Here is a 20,079-nt window from a genome sequence, read left to right on the forward strand (position 1 = left end):
CGAGGCGCCCGCTGCTGCCGCCGGTACCTATGGCCGGTGGATGTCACCGGTCAGCTCGGTGAGGGGACGGCCGCTCCCGCCCCACCGTGACCTGACGATCTCGGCGGCGATGGACACCGCCGTCTCCTCCGGGGTGCGCGCGCCCAGGTCGAGTCCGATCGGGGAGGCCAGCCGGGCCAGATCCGCGTCGCCGACGCCCTCGGCGCGCAGCCGAGCGGTGCGGTCGTCGTGGGTGCGCCGGCTGCCCATGACGCCGATGTACCCGGCGTGGGTGCGCAGTGCCGCGTGCAGCAGCGGGACGTCGAACTTCGGGTCGTGCGTCAGGACGCAGATGACGGTCCGCTCGTCGACCTCGGTACCGGCCAGGTACTCGTGCGGCCACGCGCGGACCACCTCGTGGGCGGTCGGGAAGCGCTGGAGTGTGGCGAAGGCGGGGCGGGCGTCGCAGACGGTCACCCGGTAGCCGAGGAACGCGCCCATGCGGGCGGTCGCGGCGGCGTAGTCGATCGCGCCGAAGATCAGCATGCGGGCGGGCGGGGTGAACGCCTCGATGAAGACCGAGACCTCGTCCATGCGCCGCTCGCCGTGCCGCCCGTAGTGGTGCAGCGCGGCCGTGCCCTGGGCGAGCAAGCCGCGCGCGTCGTCCGCCGCGGCCCGGTCGAGCCCCGCTGCGCCGAGCGTGCCGTCGGCCCGGCCAGGCCGCACCAGGCGCAGCGCGCCCAGCGGGCCGCTGCCGCCCGCCACGGTGACGGCCGCGACGGGCTCACTGCGGCCGATGGCCTCGACCAGGTTCAGCAGCACGGCCCGCGCCGCCGGCTCGGTGAACGGCCGGACGAGCACGGTGAGGGTGCCGCCGCAGGTCAGGCCGACGGCGAAGGCGTCGTCGTCGCTCACGCCGTAGGTGTGCAGCGCGGCCTCGCCGGTGGCCAGCGCCTCGGTCGCGGCCTCGTACGCCGCGCTCTCCACGCAGCCGCCGGAGACGCTGCCGGCCACCTGCCCGTCGGCGCCGACCGCCATGGCGGCGCCGGGCTGCCGCGGGGCGCTGCCGCGCACGCCGATCACGGTGACCATCGCGAAGGGAGTGCCGTCGCACAGCCAGTCGCGCACCCGGGGGAGGATCTCACGCACCGGCCCGCACCTCCTCACGGACCGCCTCCTGCCCGTCCGCCGCCTGCCCGTCCGACCGGACGCGGCTCTCGTACTGGCCAGATGGGCCGTCCGACGCCGATTCCCCGTCCCCGGCGGGAGACTGCGCCGCTTCCACCGTCGGGCCGCCCCCGGGCGGCGCTGCACGTCCCGCGCCGAGCCGGCCCTGCCACCGCTGCGTGAGGGTGTGCGGCACGCCGACGACATCGAGGACCTTGGCCGCCACGAAGTCCACCAGCCGCTGTACGTCCTGCGCTCCCGCGTAGAAGCCGGGGGAGGCCGGCAGGACGACGGCGCCCTCGCCGCTGAGGTCGGCCATCTGCTGCAGGGCGACGCGGCGCAGCGGCGTCTCGCGCACCACCAGCACCAGGGGCCTGCGCTCCTTCAGCGTCACGTCGGCGGCGCGCTGCACCAGGTCCTTGCTCATGCCGGTCGCCACGCCCGCGACCACCGCGGTCGTGGCGGGCACGATCACCATGCCGCGGGTCCGGTACGTGCCGGAGGCCGGCCCGGCCGCGAAGTCCTCCGGCCGCCAGACCCGCATGTCGCCCGGGTCGCGGCCGATGAACTCCCGTACGTCGGGCCGCCACTGGACCTCCCGGAAGGACCGGCCGGTCTCGTCGGCCATGGTCAGCCGGGCCGCCCGGCTGACCACCAGGTCGATCGCCTCGCCCGCGTCGAGCAGCGCCCTGACGACCGCCGCCGCGTACGGCGTCCCGCTGGCTCCCGTGATACCGATGACCCAGGGCACCCGTGGTGTGATGTGGTGATCCATGAGGAACCTTTCGATGAGCTGGGACCAGGCTTGAGGCGGTGCGTGATGACGGGGATGGGCGGGCGGGAGCAGCCGGGGCCCGGGCCGGCGGCGAATGCGGAGCCGCGCAGGGCCTGGGGGTCACCGCGGGAGCCGGGAGCGCCGCTGACGGCGGGCGAACGGGAGATCCTGCGGGTGCTGCGGCGCTCGCAGGAGATCTCGGGCGTCACCGACGAGATCCTGATCGCGGTCGGCAGCGGCATCGTCGAGGGCCGGCTCAAGCCCGGCGACGACCTCAACTCGGTCGAGCTGGCACGGCGGTTCAGCAGCAGCCGCACCCCCGTCCGCGAGGCCCTGCTGACCCTGGAGCGCGAGGGCCTGGTGGAGATTGCCGCCCGCAAGCGCCCCAGGGTCAAGCACCTGGGACTCACCGAGGTCCGCGAGATGTACGAGCTGCGCTCCGAGCTGTACGGCCTGGTGAGCCGCCGGATCGTGGCGCTGTGCGCCCCGGAGCAGATCGCGGTGTTCCACGACATCCAGACCCGGCTGGAGGAGGCGGCGGCCGCCCGGGACCAGGAACGGTACTTCTGGCTGATCGTGGAGTTCCGCAACACCGAGGCGCGTCTGGCGGGCAACGAGACGGTGCGCAATGTGCTGGACTCCGTCGGCATCCGCACCCTGCAACTGCGCCACCTCAGCCTGTCGCTGCCCGGCCGGCTGGACACCTCGGTGGACGACCACCGCCGACTGGTCCGGGCGTACGTCGACGCGGAGGGCGAACTGGCCGCCGCGCTCACGCAGTCCATCGTCCGCCGGGGTCTTGCCGCGGTGGAGCGCTCAGGCTGGACGGGCTCTCCGGGCTGACCTCGCCGAACAGTCCCGTCGCGGTGAGCACGGCGGCGCGGTCGGGGCCCGACAGGGCGAGTGCGTCCATCGTCTCGACCGGCCGGTCCAGGCGCATCGGGAACGGGTAGTCGCTGCCGAGCACGACCCGGCCGGCGCCGACGACGTCCAGCAGGTGCCGCAGCGCCGCGTCGTCGTGCAGCACCGAGTCGAACCACAGCCGGTCCAGCAGCCGTTTCGGAGACAGTTCGCCCCGGGCCCGCACCGGCGGCGGCGCGGCGTCGAACCCGTGGTCCAGCCGCCCGATCTGGTACGGGACGAAGCCGCCGCCGTGGACGAGCAGCACGCGCAGCCGTGGGTGCCGTTCCAGCACGCCGCCGAGCATCAGTGCGGCCGCCGCGTACGTGGTCTCCGACGGGTTGCCGACCAGGATGTGCAGAAACAGCCGCCGGAGGCGTTCGGGCACCTCCAACTCGGCGGGGTGCACGATCACCGGGACGTCCAGCTCCTCCACCGCGTCCCAGAAGACGTCCAGCCCCGGATCGTCCAGGCCGAGGTCGTTCACCCGGGCGCCGATCTGCACGGCGCGGTGGCCGAGTTGCCGTACCGTGCGCCGCAACTCCTGTGCGGCGAGCTTCGGTTGCTGCAAGGGCACGGCGGCGGCCGCCCGGAAGCGGTCGGGGTACGCGGCGGCCAGCGCGGCCAGTGAGTCGTTCTGCACCTGCGCGAGCCACAGCCCGGCGGGACCGTCGAGGTCGTACCCGGCCAGATCCATCCATGGCGCGACCAACTGGACGTCGACGCCCGCGGCGTCCATCCAGGCCAGCCGTGTCGGCACGTCGCTGAGCGGCGGGACGAGCGGCAGCCCGGTCAGCCGTCCGGCCACCTCCACGCGGGTCACCGGGCCCTGTTCCACCAGCCGCACACCGTGTTCGGCGCCCTCTTCGCGGATCCGCCGCACGGCGGGCGCGCCCACATGATGCGCGTGGACGTCCACGACGAGCGGCTTCGCGGCCTGTCCTGCCGCGGCGGGGGCGCTCACGAGCGGCCGTCCGTCGCCGTCTCGGCCGTCTCGGCCGCCGCGGCCGGGGGACCGGCGTGACCGGCGTGACCGGCCTCCGGCCCTCGCACGACCCGTTCGGTCAGCCGCACCAGCGCGTCCACCACGACGTCGGGGTTCTCCAGCGGCGTCAGGTGGCGCGTGCCGGCCACGACGACCGCCGGGCCGTCGCCGATGCGCGCCGCCAGGTCCTGTGCCATCTCCGGCGGCGTCGCCCGGTCGTCCGCGCCGACCAGCACGGCGGTCGGGGCGCCGATGTCCGCTGCGGACTCCCGAAGGTCGGCGGTGCCCAGCATTGCGCAGGTGGCCTCGTACGCCGCCAGGTCGTTGGCGGTGAAGACCTCGGTCAGCCGGGCCATCAGGCCGGGGTGGCCGGTGCGGAAGGCGTCGCCGAACCAGCGGGTCAGCTGGAACGGGACGAGCGAGGCGAGGCCCTTGCCCCGGGCGGCCGCCGCGCGGCTCGCCCAGTCCTCGACGGCGGTGGGCCCGTACCAGGCGGTGGTGTCGACGAAGAGCGCGGCGCGGGTGCGGTCGGCGTGCCGTGCGGCGAAGGACTGGGCGACACACCCGCCCATCGAGCAGCCCGCGACAGTGATCTCCGGCCAGCCCAGGTGGTCCAGCAGGTCGCGCAGGTCGTCGGCGAACTGCCCGACGCTGTACGGGCCGGCCGGGCGGCCGGACCTGCCGTGGCCGCGGCAGTCCAGGGCGACCATCTCGGCGCGCCCGGTGAGCGCCTCGGTGACGCCGGACCACAGCGAGCGGTCCAGGGCCAGGCTGTGCACGAAGGCGATGCGCGGGGCGCCCGCCGGGGCCGGGTACCGGGTGTAGGACAGCGGGACGCCGTCCCGAGCGGTGGCCGTCCCCTCGACGGCGGTGGCTGTCATCGGCCGGTTCCTTCCGCGGCGCGCAGCGCCGCCGTGGTCAGGGCGCGCCGGGCGAACTCGGCGATCATCCGGGTCTTGTACGCCGCGGAGCCGCGGACGTCGCCGTACGGGCTGGTCTGCTCCGCGGCGCGCCGGGCGGCCTCGTCGATCACCCGGTCGTCGATGCCACCCGCAGCCTCGCCGGCTTCTTCCGCGAGGCCGGCCAGGTCGACCGGGACCGGTCCGCCGGTCACCGAGCCCACCGCGAGCGACAAGTCCCGCACCGCGCCGCGGGCATCGAGCCGTACCACCGCGCCGACGTTCACGCAGGCGTACTCCCACAGTCCGCGGACGAGGAACTTCTGGAAGGACGAGCCCACCGTGCCCTGGTCCGGAGCAGTCAGCGGCAGGCGGACGTCCTGGATCAGCTCGTCCCTGCGCAGTCCGCCGATGTCTCCGATCGCGAGGGTCCGGCCGGACAGCGCGTCGCGGACGGTCAGCCGCGCGCCTGCCGCGGCCAGCGCCACCGGCGGGTCGTGGCTGTCGTCGTCGGCGGCGATGTTCCCGCCGAGCGTCACCATGCGGCGGATCCGGGCGGTCGCCACCGATCCGGCCGCCTCGGTGACCATCGGCCACGCCGCCGCGAGCCGGACGTCGGCCTCCAGGGCGCTGAGCCGGACGCCCGCGCCGATCACCACCTCGGTGTCCGTCCAGGTCACGGTGTCGAAGCCGGGAAGCCGGCCGACGGAGACGAGGGTGGCAGGGCAGGGGCGCCGGTCGTGGCGGCGCAGCGTGTGGCCCACCCCGCCGGCGACCACCGCGGCGTCCCCGGCGGCCAGCAGCCGCAGCGCCTCGTCGAGGGAATGCGGGGTGAGCAGCATCGACGGTTCCAGGGGCCCGGTGTGCTCAAGGGCGCGGTCGAGGGTGGTCATCGTGGATTCCCTTGCTCGGGGAACTCGGCCGGGTCGTCCGCCGCGCCGGGCGCGCCCGGCTCCGGCCGGTGGATGCCCCAGTAGATCTTCTCGGCGGTGATGGGCAGTTCGTGGATGCGCACGCCCACCGCGTCGGCCACGGCGCTCGCCACGATCGACGGGACCGGGTCGAGGGCGATCTCGCCGACGCCCTTGGCGCCGTAGGGTCCGGTCGGCTCGTAGGAGTCGGCGAACTCGACGTGCAGAGTGGGCATGACGCCGGCGGTAGGGAGCTTGTAGTCCACGAAGTTGGGGCGGGTCGGTGCGCCGTCCGCCCAATCGAAGCGCTCGGTGATCGCCATACCGAGGCCCTGGGCGATGGCGCCCTCGACCTGGCCCTGGGCGAGCGGCGGGTTGAGCACGGTGCCGCAGTCGACCGCGGCGGCCAGTTCCAGCACGGTCACGGCGCCGGTCGCCGGATCGACTTCGACCTCCGCGGCCTCCGCGACGAAGTTGTACGCGCCCGACTCGTTGCCGAAGCGCGCCTGGTCGGGGAACTCCGAGGGGTTGTCGAACGAGCCGATGCCGACGATGGGCTGCCCGTTGGGCCGGTACAGCTCGGCGCGGACCACCACGCCCACCGGCACATGGACGGGGGTGTCCTCGCCCGCGGCGGGCGGCGCGTGCACCATGCCGTCCTCGACCCACAACTCCGCTGCGGGACGGCCGAGTTGGCGGGAGGCTGCGCCCAGCAGCTGCTCGCAGGCGTGCTTGGCGGCGCGCCGCACCGCGTTGCCCGCGACATAGGTGACACGGCTGGCCAGTGCGCCGAGCGCGTGCGTGGTCAGGTCGGTGTCGGGGCGCGAGACGGTGACGTCCGCGACGGCCAGGCCGAGTTCGGCAGCGGTGATCTGCGCGAGGGTGGTGCGGGCGCCGGTGCCGATCTCGCCCTCGCCGACGATCACCGCGGCGCGGCCGTCCTCGGTGAGCCGCACCATGGCCGAACTGCCGTCGTAGTCGCCGAAACTGCGGCGGCCCGAGACATGGACGCTGACGCCCATCGCCAGGCCCCGGTTGGGGGTGGGGGCGGCCCGCTTCTCGTACCAGCCGATGGCCTCGGCGGCGCGGCGGATGCACTGCTTGAGCTCGCAGCTGCTGATCCGGTGGTTGTGCGCGGAGACGCTGCCCGCCTCCACGGCGTTGAGCAGGAACAGGTCGGGCGGCTCGATGCCGAGCCGCGCCGCCGCCAGGTCCCACGCCTGCCCGACGGCCCAGTCCGCGGAGGGGTTGCCGAAGCCGCGGAAGGCGCCGGTGGGCACCAGATTGGTGTAGATCAGACGTGAATGAGCGCGCACCGCACGGTAGTTGAACAGCGCGTCGTGCCGTACCGTGGCCGCGCCCAGCACCGCCTGGGCCTTGCCGGTGTAGGCGCCGTTGTCGGCGATGAGGTCGATGTCCTTCGCGGTCACCAGGCCGTCGGAGGTGAAGCCGAGCCGGACCCGGTAGCGCATGGGGATGCGCGGGCGGCCGGCGAGGAACTCCTCCTCGCGGGTGTTGACCAGCTGCACCGGCCGGCCGGACTTGCGGGCCAGGATGGCGCAGATCACCGAGGTGTTGTCGTCGCCCGACTTGCCGCCGAAGCCGCCGCCCACCTCGGTCTGCACGACCCGCACGGCCCGCAGCGGCAGGCCGAGCGCAGTCGCGTACCGCTGCCGGGCGAGGAACGGCGTCTGGGTGTTGACCCACAGGGTCACCCGGTCCTGCGACCACTCCGCGGTGCAGCCGATCGTCTCGATCGAGCCGTGCCACTGGCGGGTGGTCTGCCACACGCCCTCGACGATCACGTCGCTGCGCTCGAACCACGCGTCCGCGCCGCCACGGTCGTAACCGAACTCGTGCGCGAGGTTGCCGACCGCGTCGTCGTGCACCAACGGCGCGCCCTCTGCGAGCGCCTCGTCCAGGGTGAGCACGGCGGGCAGCACCTCGTACTCGACCCGGATCAGCTCGGCCGCCCGCCGCGCGGTCTCCGGGTCGGTCGCTGCGACGGCGGCGACCTCGTCGCCGACGTAGCGGACCCGGTCCAGGGCCAGCGGGTAGAGGTCGGGGCGGAACGCGCCCCACTTGATGCGTGCGGTGTCCGCGCCGGTCACCACTGCGTGGACGCCTGGCAGCCGTTCGGCGAGCGTGGTGTCGACCGACACGATGCGCGCGTGGGCGTGCGGTGAGCGGACCACGGCGCCGTGCAGCATCCGAGGGATGCGGACATCGCCCGCGAAGGCGGACCGGCCGGTTACCTTCTCCACCGCGTCGACGCGCTGGACCGCGGTGCCGATCACCGGCGGTAGCACGGCACGGTCCAGGGACAGCTCGGGGGCGACCGGCGCCTGCGGGGCGTCGGCGGCCGCGGCGCGGCCGGCCGAGGCGTGTGCGGTGGACATCAGCGCACCTCCTGAGCGCGCGCCCGCTCCAGGGCCACGGCCTCGCGCGCCGAGTCCAGGATCTTCACATAGCCGGTGCAGCGGCAGTAGTTGCCGTCGACGGTCCGGCGCAGCTCCTCCTCGCCGGGGTCGGGATCCCGGTCGAGCAGCGCCCGCACCGCCATGACGTGCCCGGGCGTGCAGAAACCGCACTGCATGCCCGCGCATGTGACGAAGGCGTCCTGCACCGGGTCCAGGCCGCCGGGACCAGCCAGGTCCTCGACGGTCCGCACCTCGCGGCCTTCGAGCAGGCCGACCATCTGCAGGCACGCGGGGACGGCCTCGCCGTCGACGATGACCGTGCAGGCCCCGCAGTACCCGATGGCGCAGCCGGACTTGGTGCCGGTCAGGCCGAGGTCGCCGCGCAGCAGGTCGAGCAGGGTCGCCGCGGGGTCGTGGACGTGGATCTCGACGTCCTCGTGGTTGAGCCGGAAACGCAGGGGAACCGCCATTGCCGTCCTTCGTGTCGATGGTGCCGACCCAGTGCCTGTGGTGCGGCCCTCGCCGCCGCGGGGGGCCGTCATGGCTCGTCCCCGGTCCAGCCCGAGCGTTCGACGGCGGCGAGCCCGCCGAGGACCAGGGACTGGGTGAGCGCGGCGGCCAGGTTCGCATCGCGGTCCTCGTACGCCCGCACCAGCCGGGCGTGGTCGGACAGCGATGGATGCAGCCGCCCGGGCTGGGACAGGCTCAGATGCCGCAGTTGCAGGGCGCGCAGTCCGAGTGTGTCGAGCACCCGGCGGATCGTGGCGTCCCGGGCGATCTCCGCCTCGGCGTTGCGGAACTGCACGTTCACCCAGAAGTACGCGTCCACGTCGCCCGCCGCGGCCGCCGCCTCCAGGGCCCGCTGATGGCCGCGCAGCACCTCCAAGTCGCTGTCGGTGGCGGTCCGGACGACGGTACGGCTCACCACCGAGTACAGACAGGCACGCAGGCTGTACAGCTCCCGCACCTCCCGCAACGCCAGCCGGGCCACCCGGGGCCTGCGCCGGGCGGCCAGCTCGACGAAGCCCTCCCGCTGCAGGACCAGCAACGCCTCGCGGACCGGGGTGCGGCTGGTGCGGAACGTCCGCGCCAGCTCCACCGAGTTGACGTCGTCGCCGGGCGAGAGCCGGCCCTCGATGATGTCGGCGGCGACCGCTACGGCGATCTCGTCGGCGATGCTGTCGCCGGCCGTGCCGCGCTTCAGGATGCGCATCAGCTCCAGCCGCCGGGTCCCCTCGCTGACCGAGGGGAAGCCCGAGACGATGGACAGGGCGGAGTTCGTGCTCACCGTGCGCCGCCCAGCACGTCGGGCCAGCGGCGGACCACGTGGTCGATCAGGTCCCGGCCGGACTCGGCGACCTGTGGGAAGTCCTGCAGCCGGGTCCACGGCCGGCAGGCATCGATCACCGCACGGGTGTTGAACGGCGGCAGGCCCGCCGCGCGCAGCGGATCGACCCGACTGCCCCATGTCCGGCGCATCGTCTCGATGTCCTCGGCGGGGTCGGTGCGGGTGCACACCGCCCACATCACGTCGTTGAGGCTGCGCGGGTCCACGTCGGCGTCCACGACGATCACGAACTTGTTCATGTAGGCCGCCGACGGCAGCTGCGAGGTCAGGTACCCGGCCTGCCGGGCGTGGCCCGCGTAGCCCTGGTGGATGGCCACGGCCAGCAACTGACGCCCGCCGCCGACCTCGTGGGCCCACACCCCCTCGACACCCGGCAGACCGGCCCGGACCAGCGCATCCTGGATCATCGCGGACTTCATCACGCTGCGCATGTACGAGTAGTCGTGCGGCGGCTTGCCGGGAGGGGCGCCCAGCTGGATCGGGTCGTCGCGGTGGTAGATCCGCTCGATGTCCATGGTGAGGACCGGCGTGGTGCCGCCGCTGTAGTAGCCGGTCCACTCGCCGAACGGCCCTTCCGGCTCCTTGCGGTCGGGGTACAGCCAGCCCTCCACGGCGAGTTCGCTGTACGCGGGCACCGGCAGCCCGGTCACCTCACCGCGGACCACCTCGACCGGCCGGCCGCGCACTGCCCCGGCGTACTCCAGCTCGGACAGTCCGGTGGGCACTTCGGTGCCGGCCACCACGAGCAGCAGCGGGTCGTGGCCGAGCGACACGGTGACCGGCGCCCGGCCCTCTCTGGCGAACCAGGCGCGCACGTGCGCCGCGCCGTGCTTGCCCGCCTCGATGTTGACGCTCGCGGCCTTCCCGCCGTTCTGCACCTGCATGCGGTACGCGCCCGCGTTGAGCACACCGGTGTCCGGGTCGGTGGTGAACACCGCGCAGCCGGTGCCGATATACCGCCCGCCGTCCGCCTCGTGCCACTTGGGCACCGGGAAGCCGAGCAGGTCGGCGTCCGGGGCCCGAACGACGTTCTCGCACACGGGCCCGGCATCGACCTCCCGCACCGGGTACTTGGCCGCGTTCTCGACCCATTCGCCGGGCCGCCTCCGCAGCGCCTCGACCAGGCCGCGGTCGTCCAGGTCGGTGCCGAGCCGCAGCGTCATGCCGAGCCTGCGGGCGTTGGCCATGCTGGCGGTGAGCACCCGCTGACCCGGCCGGTAGTCCTCGATGTCGTCGAAGAGCAGCGCCGGGGGTGACGGGCGCTTGTAGTTCACTTCGGACGCGGCGCCGATCTCCCTGTCCCAGTGGGCGCCGGAAATGGTCCGCACCTCGTCCATCTTCCGCGCGAGGTCGAGCCAGTCGCGCAGGTCGTTGACATCCTCCAGGGATCCCACGTCACCTACCTCCTCATCGTCTCCGGGGTGCGCCGTGCCCGTGCGGGCTGCTGCCCGCTACTTGTAGAGACCGGCGATATAACCGGATTTGACCAAGCTGTCGACGAAGGAGTTGTCGACGTACTGGGCGGGGTCCGCGGGCTTCTTGCCGCCGCCCGTCGCCACCGCCTGGGTGAAGGCGTCGTCGATGAGCTGCGGCGCCACGCTGGGCGTCTTCGCCCACAACGGCTCGAAGAAGTCGTAGGAGTACTGCGCCAACGACCGGTCGGTGTTGCCGCTGTGCTTGATGATGCTGGCGATCGCCGCGGACTTGTTCTTGTGCAGGATCGACAGGCACTCCGCCTCGGACTTCGCGAACGCCGTGACGGCCTTCGTGTTCTTCTTGAGGTAGTCGCCCTTGACGGTGTAGGCGTTGGCGGCGGCCGGGAACCGGGTGAAGTCCATGATCTTCTTGAAGCCCTTGGCCCGGGTCTGGGTGCCGGTCGGCGGCTGCGTGACGATTGCCGACACGGCGCCGTTCTCCAGCGCGGTGACCTCGGCCGGCGAGCTCTTCAGGAAGGTCTTCTTGACGTCGCTCCCGCTCCAGCCCTTCTGCTCCAGCAGCGCGTCCAGCGAGGCGTCGCCGAGCGACCCGGGCGAACTGAGCCCGATTCTCTGCCCCTTGAGGCCGTCGACCGACGTGATCGACGACTTGCCCCACATCTCCAGGTAGTAGTGCGAGATGGGCAGTGCCACGTACTTGAGGTCGAGACCCTTCATGATGCCCTGTGCGGTGGTCCGCGCCGTGCCCGCCCCGACCTGCACGCTGTTGCTGACGAGCGCCGCCACCAGCTGCGAGCTGCTGTTGAGCAGCGTGAGCTTGACGTTGAGGCCGTTCTTCTTGAAGACGCCCTGGTCCTGGCAGACGTAGAGGTCCGCGTAGGCTGCGCCGATCGCGGTGTACCCGATGTTCATGCTCATGCTGGAGGACGGGGTGGAGGCGGCTGCGTTGCAGCCGGTGACCAGGAGGGCGAGCGCGGCGCCCAGGGGCAGGGGAGCCAGTCTGGCGATCTTCATGAGGGTTCCTCAGGTGTGATGGCACAGCGAAGGCACAGTGCGGGGACGGAGCCGGATGAAGGACGGCCGGGCAGGGGGAACCGGCCGGTGAAGGGGGAGCGGCGAGCGGGGGAGAGGGGAGAGGGGGAGAGGGAGAGCGCGAGGGGTGGGGGCCGGGCGGTCAGTCCGTGCGGGACCAGAAGGTCAGCCGCTGCTCCAGGTACGCGACGCCGTGGTTGAGCAGGACTGCGATGACGGCGATCACGGCGATGGCCGCCATCGCGTCGTCCGTCTGGAAGTTGGAGGTCTTGAGCTGGACCACGTAGCCCAGTCCCGCCGAGCCCATGAACAGCTCCGCGACGATCGCTCCGATCAGGGCGCGGCCCACCGCCTGCCGGACGCCGGCGAGGATGTACGGGAGCGTCGCCGGGAACGCGACCGAGCGCAGGGTCATCAGCCGCGATGCGCAGAAGACCCGGGAGACCTGGAGGTGGCTCTGCTCCAGATTGCGGGCGCCGGCGATCACATTGATGAGCAGTGGGAACAGCGCGCTCCACACCACGATGACCACGCGTGCGTCGGCGCCGATGCCGAACCAGAAGATGAGCATCGGCAGGAAGACCACGTACGGGACCGAGTACATGATGCTGATCAGCGGGTCGGTGAGCGCGTACAACACGCGGTTGCGGCCGATCAGCAGCCCGAGCGGGATCGCCGCCACGATCGATATCACCATGCCCCAGGCGACGATGGACAGCGTCGACCCGAGCGGCGACCACACGTCGCCGGACTTGAAGGAGTCGACCAGGGCGCCGAACGCCCCGGACGGCGAGCTGCTGAACTTCGGGTCGACCACGCCCGTCGAGGCGCAGATCTGCCAGGAGGCGAGGACCACCGCGACGCCCACTGCACCGAGCACCGGGTTGAGGTAGCGGTCGAAGGCCCTGCGGCGCCCCGGCGCCGCGGCGCCGGCCGGGGTCTTGCGCACCCTACCGGGAGAGAGCTGCGTTGCTGTCATGGTCTTCCGTCCTCCGACCGGGCTTGTTCTGGCTCATGACGAGGCTGAGGATGTAGTCGCTGATCTCCTGGAACTCCGGCGAGCGCTTGACCTCGGGGCCGCGCGGGCGGGGCAGGTTCACCTCGACCACCTCGACGAGGTGGGCGGGCCCGCTGGACAAGACGATCACGCGGTCGGCCAGGAAGACCGCCTCCGGCACGTCGTGCGTGACGAACACCGCGGTCTTGCCGCTGCCCGCGCTGTCGGCCTGCCAGACCCGGGTCAGTTCCTCCTGCATCAGCTCGCGGGTCTGCGCGTCCAGCGCGGAGAACGGCTCGTCGAGCAGCAGCAGATCGGGGTCGGTAGCAAGCGCGCGGGCCAGGTTGACCCGCTGGCTCATGCCGCCGGAAAGCTCGCGCGGGTACTTGTCCTCCTTGCCCGACAGGCCGACCAGCTCGACGAGTTCGGCGACGCGCGCTCTGCCCTCGGCGTCCAGCCGGCCCTGGGCCTTGAGGCCGAACTCGATGTTGGCCACGACGTTGCGCCACGGGAAGAGGGACGCCTGCTGGAAGACCAGCGACCGGTCACGGGAGGGACCGCTGATCTGTTCGCCGTTGAGCTCCAAGCGGCCGGACTCCACCGGGATCAGCCCGGCCAGCGCGGTCAGGAACGTCGTCTTCCCGCAGCCGCTCGGTCCGACGATGGCGACGAACGCGTTCTCCGCCACGTCGAACGTCAGTCCGTCACAGGCGAGCGCGAAGGTGCCGCTGCGCCGCGACCAGTGTCCGATCCGCAGATCGTCCACGACGAGCTTTCGGCGTGGGTCGTTCACGGGGATACCTCCTGCTTGAGGTGAAGCCGAGCACCGAGCATGTCCGGGAAGTGTCGACACTCGGATTGAAACAGTGGGGAAACTTCGTGTCTAGACGCTGGAGCTCGAAAAAATGCCGCATGAGGTGTCGACACTTCGGCGGCCGAAGCGGCATGCTGCATGCGGCAGGCCCGATCCCGCACGAGTCGCTGCGCGGAACGGAGAGCCCGGCACGACCGGAGCCCGTACCCCCCGCGCGGCGCGAGAGGAGGAACGTTGACGGACGACTCCGCGCCCCCGTTCCCGTACGTACGCCAGGTCGACTTCGCGGCGCTCGCCGCCGCCGGTCCCGAGGTGCGCTACGTTCAGAAGCTGCTCGACCGGGCGGACGGCGCCGACGCGGTAGGGGTCGGCTACATCCGCACCCCGCCGGGCGGCGGCTCACCGGAGGGACTGCACACCCACGTGGTCGAGCAGGTCTTCTACGTGCTCTCCGGGACCATGACGGTCGAGGTCGACGGGCAGCTCAGCACGGTCGGGCCCGGCGGCCTGGTGCACTTCCCCCAGGGCGTACCGCACCGCAACTGGAACGCGGGCGCCACGGAGACGGTCCACCTGTCCATCACCGGCCCCGCCCCGGACCCCAGCGTCCCTTTCTCCCTCCCGGCCGACGGCACGCAACCCGCCTCCGCCTGACCCGGAATCGCGCATCGCTCACCACCAGGGGCTTGCCGTTGGTCACGACGTACTGGCACAGCGAATGCGTCAGCGGTGTCCGGCGGGCGGACGCCCACGGATCGTCCAGCCCGACCATGCCGGGGAAGCACTGCCGCCCGGAGTCCACCGCGGCAACCCGTTGCGGGTGTGCGAGGCGCGGGAGTGGGCAGGCGGCTGTCGACACAATCGGCAACGTTGGGCGATCACATGAGGGTTACCACGCACGGTTCGGGCACCACCACGAGGCCGGCGGGGGCCGGCCGCAACGTCCCGGCTGTGGGTGGACTGCCGGTCATCGAGCACGCGGAGAAGGTGACGCCGGGCGACGCCCGGGAGCTGTCGCGGCTCTTCTTCGACCGGCTGCAGATCCTGGAAGAGGGCACCGTCGAGCACGCTTACGCGCGCAACACGCTGATCGAGATGAACATGTCCCTCGTACGGTTCGCCGCCCGCCGTTTTCGCGGGCGCGGCCAGGAGGAGATGGAGGACATCCTCCAGGTCGGCACCATCGGGCTGATCAAGGCGATCGACCGGTTCGACCTGTCACGCGAGGTGGAGTTCACCACCTTCGCCATCCCGTACATCGTCGGGGAGATGAAGCGGTTCTTCCGTGACACCTCCTGGGCCGTGCACGTGCCCCGGCGCCTGCAGGAGTTGCGGGTGGAACTGGCCCAGGCCCGCGACCACCTGACCGCGGTCCTGGACGCCCCGCCCACGGTCGCCGAGATCGCCGCGTACCTGCAAATCCCCGAGGACGAGGTGATCGAGGGACTGGTCGCCGCCAACGGCTACACCGCGGGCTCCATCGACCTGCCCGGCGGCGGCGAGGAAGGTGAGGACGGCGGCCGCTCCTACGCCGACACCATCGGCGGCCTCGATCCGGCGATGGAACTCGTGGAGGACTTCCGGACGCTGGCCCCGATGCTGGACGAACTGGACGACCGGGAGCGCCGGATCCTCCAGATGCGCTTCGGCCAGGAGCTGACCCAGGCCGAGATCGGCGCCGAACTCGGCTGCTCCCAGATGCACGTCTCCCGGCTTCTGTCGCGCACCCTGACCAAGCTGCGCGCCGGGATGCTCACCGACAAGTAGAGCATCCGGCCTTCTGCGCGGCACCACTGCCGATCACCACGTCAAATCGTCGCAGGGCCGGTTCAGGCGGCTGCCGACCGCAACGGCATCCGCGCGGTGATCCGCTTGCCCGTGACCGTGGGCGTCGTGGTGAAACCGCCGCACAGCACCTTGACGATCTCCATGCCGTGGCTGCCCACCCGGAGCGGATCAGCGGCCATCGCCGTCACCACTTGCGTGGAGGTGTCCCACACGGTGATCTCCACCGCGCCGGCGATGACCCGCAGGTCCACGCCGAACGGGCCCGCGGTGCACTTCACCGCGTTCGTGGCCAGCTCGCTGACCACCAGCTTGACGTTGACAGCGACAGCGGCAGCCACCCTCGTCCCCACGCTTCCCAGGCGGGCGAACAACTCCTCCACCAGCCGCCGGGCCGCGGCGATATCGGCACCCTCGCCCTGATACACCCCGCTGACCTGCACTGCGCCATCCCTTGCCGGCGTTCCCCGACGGCCGCTGCCACCGGATCCCTTCCTCCACGACCACGCCACCTCACCGGCACCGTATCGGCCATTCCCACCGCCTACCCCGCCAGGGCCGCACACACCAAAGCCCACCGCAACGATCCCGGGTACAGGCTGCCGGCACCCGCTGCGCCAGATGCCGCTACGATCGCGAGTCCCTGACCAACCAGCGCATCGAACACCTCCTGACCGCATAGGACGCACAGCCGAGAACCGTTGGGAGCTTGGCGGTCGCCTGTGTTGTGACGATCGTTCCCGAACGGAGGTGCTGATCGCCAAAGGTTGTCCCGTAATTGATCTTCGGTGTGCGGGTCGGGCCTGTGGGGTTGTCCGTCAGGCGGTGAGTGCGAGGTTGCGCAGGCGTGCGATGCCGAGGACGGCGTGGTGGACGCCGTCGCCTTTGAGGCGGCAGTCGCGCCGACGGCTGCTTTCTTGCCGGATTCCTCCCAGGCCCGGCAGCCGTTGTGGTTGCCGGGCCTGGGCTTGCCCACCGCCACGACCAGGCGGGTGCCGGCGTCGAGGGCGAGCGCCGGGGCGAGGTGGCCGACGATCTGGTCGGCGGCGGACTTCGACACCTCGAACAGCGGAGCGATCTGCCGCAGGGTGAGGCGGCTGGCCGGCGCGGATCCTTGACGAGACCGACGAGAACGGGTCCTGGGACTCGGGGGTCGGCTCGCGGAGCGCTCCTGCTGTATAGTGGATCTTGAGCCGCCCGGGTCAACTCGACCCAGGCGACGGTGCGTTGGTCGTCCAAGGAAAGACACCCCGCTTCCTGCGGGGAGATGCAGGTGCAAGGCCTGCCCAGCGCTCGAACGGGCCTCTGCGCGCACACGGTCAGGCAGGCCCGACTCTCGCCTCCCTGGTCGGTACCTGGTCGTTATTGCTGCCCTTGTTGCCACTGTCGCTGCGAAATCAGACGGAGTCGCTCGCCCCGTCCCGTCTTCCTCGGCGCCTCCACGTCCCACGGCGGGGACACGGCCAGAAAGGCAGCGGGAAAAGTCGGGGCGGCCGCTGACCGATGGGCGTGGCCACTACGGGCTGGCGTTGTCGGTATGCGAGGGGGAGCCGACGGGCGGTCCGAAACGTGGATCGGCTCCCTGATCTCCCGGTTCTTCTCTCCGCCCTCGAAGCGTTCCACGGTGGAACGGTGGCGCCGGGCCTGGTGGGAGCGGGGTGGGGTCGGCGTCCTGTCGAAGGTCACCGTCAGCACCCGGTGCCATGGCCGACGCCATCCAGCAATCCGCGGTCGGTTGAGACCTTCTGCTCAAGCCTCGGCAGACGACGGTGTCCCCGGCCTGCGATGGGGCCGCCCGCGGCTTTGAATGCCCGCGCTGATGTTCATCACCTGTTGATCACCGCGGGCTGAAGCGCGCACCTGGGCGTCTGGTCACGCACGCCCGCAGCCCCATGAGGACGAACACCCCATCCAGCGCCCACTGCGACGACGTACAGAGAACGTCCAGAGCGCACAGCCACACTCGCGGGTACCCCGGGCACACCGAGAGAGGGCTTCCGGTCGCGACAGCGTCGCCGCCCGCCGGGGAAGCTCGAACCCAACATACACGGAGGTACTCATGCGAAATACCGACACACCACGCTTCTTGCACCGGGTGTACCGGCCCGTGCGGAGCCGCGGACCGCTGGGCGTACTGGCGCTGTTGACCGCGGTCGCGCTGTTCGCGTTCCCTGCCGTCAGCGCTCAGGCGGCCGGCAGGTCGGCCAGGCAGGCGACCCCGTCCCACTCGCGGCCTTCCCTTCCGGGCTCCGCCGACCGGAACAAGCCGGCCGCGGTGCAGGACCGGCCGCTTGCCGCCGTCACCACGAGCAGCGTCAGCGGCGGCTACTTCCGCAGCGTTCAGAGCGGCAAGTGCATGGACGCCGTGTGGAGCCACGACAACGGGACGGACATCCACCAGTGGGACTGCTACGGCGGTGCCACCCAACTGTGGTACTGGAACGGCGAGCAGGTCGTGAACGTCGACAGCGGCAAGTGCCTCGACGCCGTGTGGAGCCACGCCAACGGCCAGGTCATGCACCAGTGGGACTGCTACAACGGCACCACTCAGCAGTGGTTCCTGCGGTACGTCGACAACGGTACGCACGCCGGCTGGGAGGTCGTGAACGTCGACAGCGGCAAGTGCCTCGACGCGCAGTGGAGTACGTCCAACGGCACCGGCCTCGTGCAGTGGGACTGCTACGGCGGCGACACACAACTGTGGACCGGCTGAACCCAAGGCTCGCCGGCCGCGGTCCCTCCGGGTTCCGGCCCGGAGGGACCGCGGCCGGCACCTGCCCCACCTCCCCGACCCCCGGCACCGCAGGTGACGGCACCGGCCCCGAGGTCGCCGACGTCGTCCGACTCCTCCACGTGATCACCATCGGCGCCGACGGGCGGGGACGGCGACCGGCGAAGTCCCCAGGCCCGCCGCTCATGAAGGAGCCGGAGGTTGGGGGACAGGGGTTGGACGTCACGATCAGTGTTGCCGCGGGAGGCGCCGGGGCGGGAGAGGTCTCCGAGCACACACGGTCCCTGTGCGGCTGTTGAACTTGAATCGGTGATGTGGTCAGCCGTCCGTGATCAGGCCGGTGCCCGCCGGACAGCCGTCGACCAGGTCAGGGCGATACTGGATCTGCTTCAGGCGATGCTTTACGGCCCGGGTGATCTGCCCGAGGTCGGCTGCGGCCAGGTTGCCGATGTCGCGTTTGACCAGCGACCAGATGCCCTCCTGTGGGTTCAGGTCCGGGGCATAGGTGGGCAGCTGGAACACGGTCAGCCAGCCGGAGCTGGCCTCGATGAACTCGCGCAGTGGTCTGGTCAGGCGCAGGCGCACGTTGTCCCACACGAGTACGACCGGGCCGCCGAGCTGGGCGCGGGCGCGGATGATCAGGTCGTGGAAGTCCCGCCATCCGAAGCCCTTCGGCTCGCCCTTGCGACATAACACCATCGCACCCGTCATCGGCGGTGAAGCGGCACCGCTCGGCAGCCGCCGGGCCGCGGGCCTGCCCCCGCACCCTCGGAGCCGGTCGACGCGCTCGAAGGCGACGTGGGAAAGGGCGGAGGGCCGGAGCCAGCCCGGTGGGATCAGGCGGGAGCGGCGTGGGCGCCGAGCGGTGTCACCAGCAGGTCGCACCGGCCGACACCGTAGGAGATCAGGCAGATCGTGTGCGGGTGGGGGAGGGCTCCGGACCGGCTGATGTGTACTTCGCGGTCCGCCGACGGTCACGCAGTCGGGCCGGATCCGCCACACCATACGGCTGACGGTGTATCGCCGGCGGGGTAGCTGCGCTGTTCGGTGCTCGCGAACCAGGCGCGCAGCAGCTGCGCCACGTACCTCGCGACGTGCTCGGTGGTGGCGCTGTTCGTCGCGCGCCTGCGGGGTTCGGGCGGCTCCGTCCGGTCGCCCACGCAAGGGAGTCAGCAGTCGCTCAGGGACGGAAGCCCCCGCGACGGGTCACGGGAAATGAGCGTGTGTCAGGCTGCCGCGAGTGGGAAGATCATGGGCCCTTGCCCCGTTTCTTCATCATTTGATGGTGCCGTACGACAGCTACCGCACGAAAAACTCTCGATATATATATTCAGCGTACTGCCCGGATGAGTGGAACGGTGCGCACCGTCGAGGTCATTGCCGCCCGAATGGCGAGCAAGGCCGGGAAATTCCGTCCTGCGACGGGAGGTGACCCATCGCGACCGCCGCCGGAACCCGGGCGGAAGCCCTGGCCCGCCGCGTCTGCCACGGTCGTCCCCGCTTGTGCTACCGTTCGAGAAGTTGCAGTTTTGGTACCCATGAATGCTGTGTGCGCCTGACAGGATGTGACCTTTTGGGCGCATTTTTTGTTGTCGGCCTCCGGTTGGGGTCAACGCAGCGACGCCGGGCTCGCGAGGTGCGGGTCCGGGGACTGCCCCTGTCAGAGGAGATCGACATGGCGACCGGCACCGTGAAGTGGTTCAACGCGGAAAAGGGTTTCGGCTTCATCGAGCAGGACGGCGGCGGCGCCGACGTCTTCGCCCACTACTCGAACATCGCGGCCGAGGGCTTCCGTGAGCTCCAGGAAGGCCAGAAGGTCAGCTTCGACGTCGGGCAGGGCCGCAAGGGCCCGCAGGCGGAGAACATCGTCCCGGCCTGATCCGGGAGAAGGCATTCCGAC

Annotated in this window: 17 protein-coding genes and 3 pseudogenes; 5 read left to right on the forward strand and 15 right to left on the reverse strand. The window is 71.5% G+C overall.

Annotated elements, in window-relative coordinates:
* Positions 1–27: 27 nt before the first annotated feature.
* Together ITX44_RS06155 and ITX44_RS06160 are read right to left on the reverse strand one after the other, a co-directional pair.
* Complete coding sequence (locus ITX44_RS06155) at positions 28–1,128, reverse strand: XdhC family protein (protein WP_205356006.1); 1,101 nt, start codon at positions 1,126–1,128, stop codon at positions 28–30.
* A gap of 157 nt (positions 1,129–1,285) precedes the next feature.
* Positions 1,286–1,921 (reverse strand): annotated as a pseudogene (locus ITX44_RS06160) (UbiX family flavin prenyltransferase); the annotation flags it as partial.
* A 45-nt stretch (positions 1,922–1,966) separates the two neighbouring features.
* Here ITX44_RS06160 and ITX44_RS06165 point away from each other — a divergent pair.
* The gene (locus ITX44_RS06165) at positions 1,967–2,764 is read left to right on the forward strand and encodes a GntR family transcriptional regulator (protein ID WP_205356008.1); all 798 of its coding nucleotides are present in this window, start codon (positions 1,967–1,969) and stop codon (positions 2,762–2,764) included.
* On the opposite strand, the gene ITX44_RS06170 is transcribed toward ITX44_RS06165, so the two are convergent.
* The 10 genes from ITX44_RS06170 to ITX44_RS06215 all read right to left on the reverse strand — a co-directional run bounded on the left by ITX44_RS06170 (position 2,694) and on the right by ITX44_RS06215 (position 13,642).
* Positions 2,694–3,785: an amidohydrolase family protein gene (locus ITX44_RS06170; RefSeq protein ID WP_205356009.1), complete on the reverse strand. Its 1,092-nt coding sequence runs from the start codon at positions 3,783–3,785 to the stop codon at positions 2,694–2,696. The genes ITX44_RS06165 and ITX44_RS06170 overlap by 71 nt on opposite strands.
* Positions 3,782–4,687: an alpha/beta fold hydrolase gene (locus ITX44_RS06175; RefSeq protein ID WP_205356010.1), complete on the reverse strand. Its 906-nt coding sequence runs from the start codon at positions 4,685–4,687 to the stop codon at positions 3,782–3,784. Before ITX44_RS06175 ends, ITX44_RS06170 begins: the two co-directional genes overlap by 4 nt.
* Positions 4,684–5,598 carry an FAD binding domain-containing protein gene (locus ITX44_RS06180; RefSeq protein ID WP_205356011.1) on the reverse strand — a complete coding sequence of 305 codons (915 nt, stop codon included), beginning with the start codon at positions 5,596–5,598 and terminating at the stop codon, positions 4,684–4,686. Before ITX44_RS06180 ends, ITX44_RS06175 begins: the two co-directional genes overlap by 4 nt.
* Positions 5,595–8,015, reverse strand: coding sequence for a xanthine dehydrogenase family protein molybdopterin-binding subunit (locus tag ITX44_RS06185; protein ID WP_205356012.1), 2,421 nt, complete (start codon positions 8,013–8,015; stop codon positions 5,595–5,597). Before ITX44_RS06185 ends, ITX44_RS06180 begins: the two co-directional genes overlap by 4 nt.
* Positions 8,015–8,506 (reverse strand): (2Fe-2S)-binding protein, encoded by a 492-nt coding sequence (locus ITX44_RS06190; protein WP_205356013.1) that lies wholly within the window; start codon positions 8,504–8,506, stop codon positions 8,015–8,017. Before ITX44_RS06190 ends, ITX44_RS06185 begins: the two co-directional genes overlap by 1 nt.
* Before the next feature lie 68 nt (positions 8,507–8,574).
* Complete coding sequence (locus tag ITX44_RS06195; protein ID WP_205356014.1) at positions 8,575–9,324, reverse strand: GntR family transcriptional regulator; 750 nt, start codon at positions 9,322–9,324, stop codon at positions 8,575–8,577.
* Positions 9,321–10,778, reverse strand: a complete 1,458-nt coding sequence (locus ITX44_RS06200; protein WP_205356015.1) for a UbiD family decarboxylase — start codon at positions 10,776–10,778, stop codon at positions 9,321–9,323. The genes ITX44_RS06195 and ITX44_RS06200 overlap by 4 nt, the downstream gene beginning before the upstream one ends.
* Before the next feature lie 57 nt (positions 10,779–10,835).
* Positions 10,836–11,834 carry an ABC transporter substrate-binding protein gene (locus ITX44_RS06205; protein ID WP_205356016.1) on the reverse strand — a complete coding sequence of 333 codons (999 nt, stop codon included), beginning with the start codon at positions 11,832–11,834 and terminating at the stop codon, positions 10,836–10,838.
* Positions 11,835–11,994: 160 nt separating this feature from the next.
* Entirely contained in the window at positions 11,995–12,831 is an 837-nt protein-coding gene (locus ITX44_RS06210) for an ABC transporter permease (RefSeq protein ID WP_205356017.1), read from the reverse strand.
* Positions 12,803–13,642, reverse strand: a complete 840-nt coding sequence (locus ITX44_RS06215) for an ABC transporter ATP-binding protein (RefSeq protein WP_205356018.1) — start codon at positions 13,640–13,642, stop codon at positions 12,803–12,805. The genes ITX44_RS06210 and ITX44_RS06215 overlap by 29 nt, the downstream gene beginning before the upstream one ends.
* A 255-nt stretch (positions 13,643–13,897) precedes the next feature.
* Between ITX44_RS06215 and ITX44_RS06220 the strand changes: the two genes are divergently transcribed.
* Together ITX44_RS06220 and ITX44_RS06225 are read left to right on the forward strand one after the other, a co-directional pair.
* Complete coding sequence (locus tag ITX44_RS06220) at positions 13,898–14,317, forward strand: cupin domain-containing protein (RefSeq protein ID WP_205356019.1); 420 nt, start codon at positions 13,898–13,900, stop codon at positions 14,315–14,317.
* Between the two features lie 228 nt (positions 14,318–14,545).
* The gene (locus ITX44_RS06225; RefSeq protein WP_205356020.1) at positions 14,546–15,430 is read left to right on the forward strand and encodes a SigB/SigF/SigG family RNA polymerase sigma factor; all 885 of its coding nucleotides are present in this window, start codon (positions 14,546–14,548) and stop codon (positions 15,428–15,430) included.
* Positions 15,431–15,492: 62 nt separating this feature from the next.
* Here ITX44_RS06225 and ITX44_RS06230 read toward each other — a convergent pair whose 3' ends face one another.
* Both ITX44_RS06230 and ITX44_RS06235 read right to left on the reverse strand, forming a co-directional pair.
* On the reverse strand, positions 15,493–15,891 hold the full coding sequence (locus ITX44_RS06230; protein WP_205356021.1) for an ATP-binding protein: 399 nt from the start codon (positions 15,889–15,891) through the stop codon (positions 15,493–15,495).
* 375 nt (positions 15,892–16,266) lie between these two features.
* Positions 16,267–16,547: pseudogene (locus tag ITX44_RS06235) on the reverse strand (hypothetical protein); the annotation flags it as partial.
* Positions 16,548–17,555: 1,008 nt separating this feature from the next.
* Between ITX44_RS06235 and ITX44_RS42075 the strand changes: the two are divergent.
* Positions 17,556–18,161 carry an RICIN domain-containing protein gene (locus tag ITX44_RS42075; protein WP_205356022.1) on the forward strand — a complete coding sequence of 202 codons (606 nt, stop codon included), beginning with the start codon at positions 17,556–17,558 and terminating at the stop codon, positions 18,159–18,161.
* 336 nt (positions 18,162–18,497) lie between these two features.
* On the opposite strand, the pseudogene ITX44_RS06245 reads toward ITX44_RS42075, so the two are convergent.
* Positions 18,498–18,866: pseudogene (locus ITX44_RS06245) on the reverse strand (transposase); the annotation flags it as partial.
* Between the two features lie 988 nt (positions 18,867–19,854).
* On the opposite strand from ITX44_RS06245, the gene ITX44_RS06250 reads away from it, so the two are divergent.
* Positions 19,855–20,058: a cold-shock protein gene (locus tag ITX44_RS06250; protein WP_205356024.1), complete on the forward strand. Its 204-nt coding sequence runs from the start codon at positions 19,855–19,857 to the stop codon at positions 20,056–20,058.
* The last annotated feature ends 21 nt before the right edge of the window (positions 20,059–20,079 follow it).

It is taken from the genome of Actinacidiphila acididurans, from assembly GCF_016918855.1.
Taxonomy (GTDB): domain Bacteria; phylum Actinomycetota; class Actinomycetes; order Streptomycetales; family Streptomycetaceae; genus Actinacidiphila; species Actinacidiphila acididurans.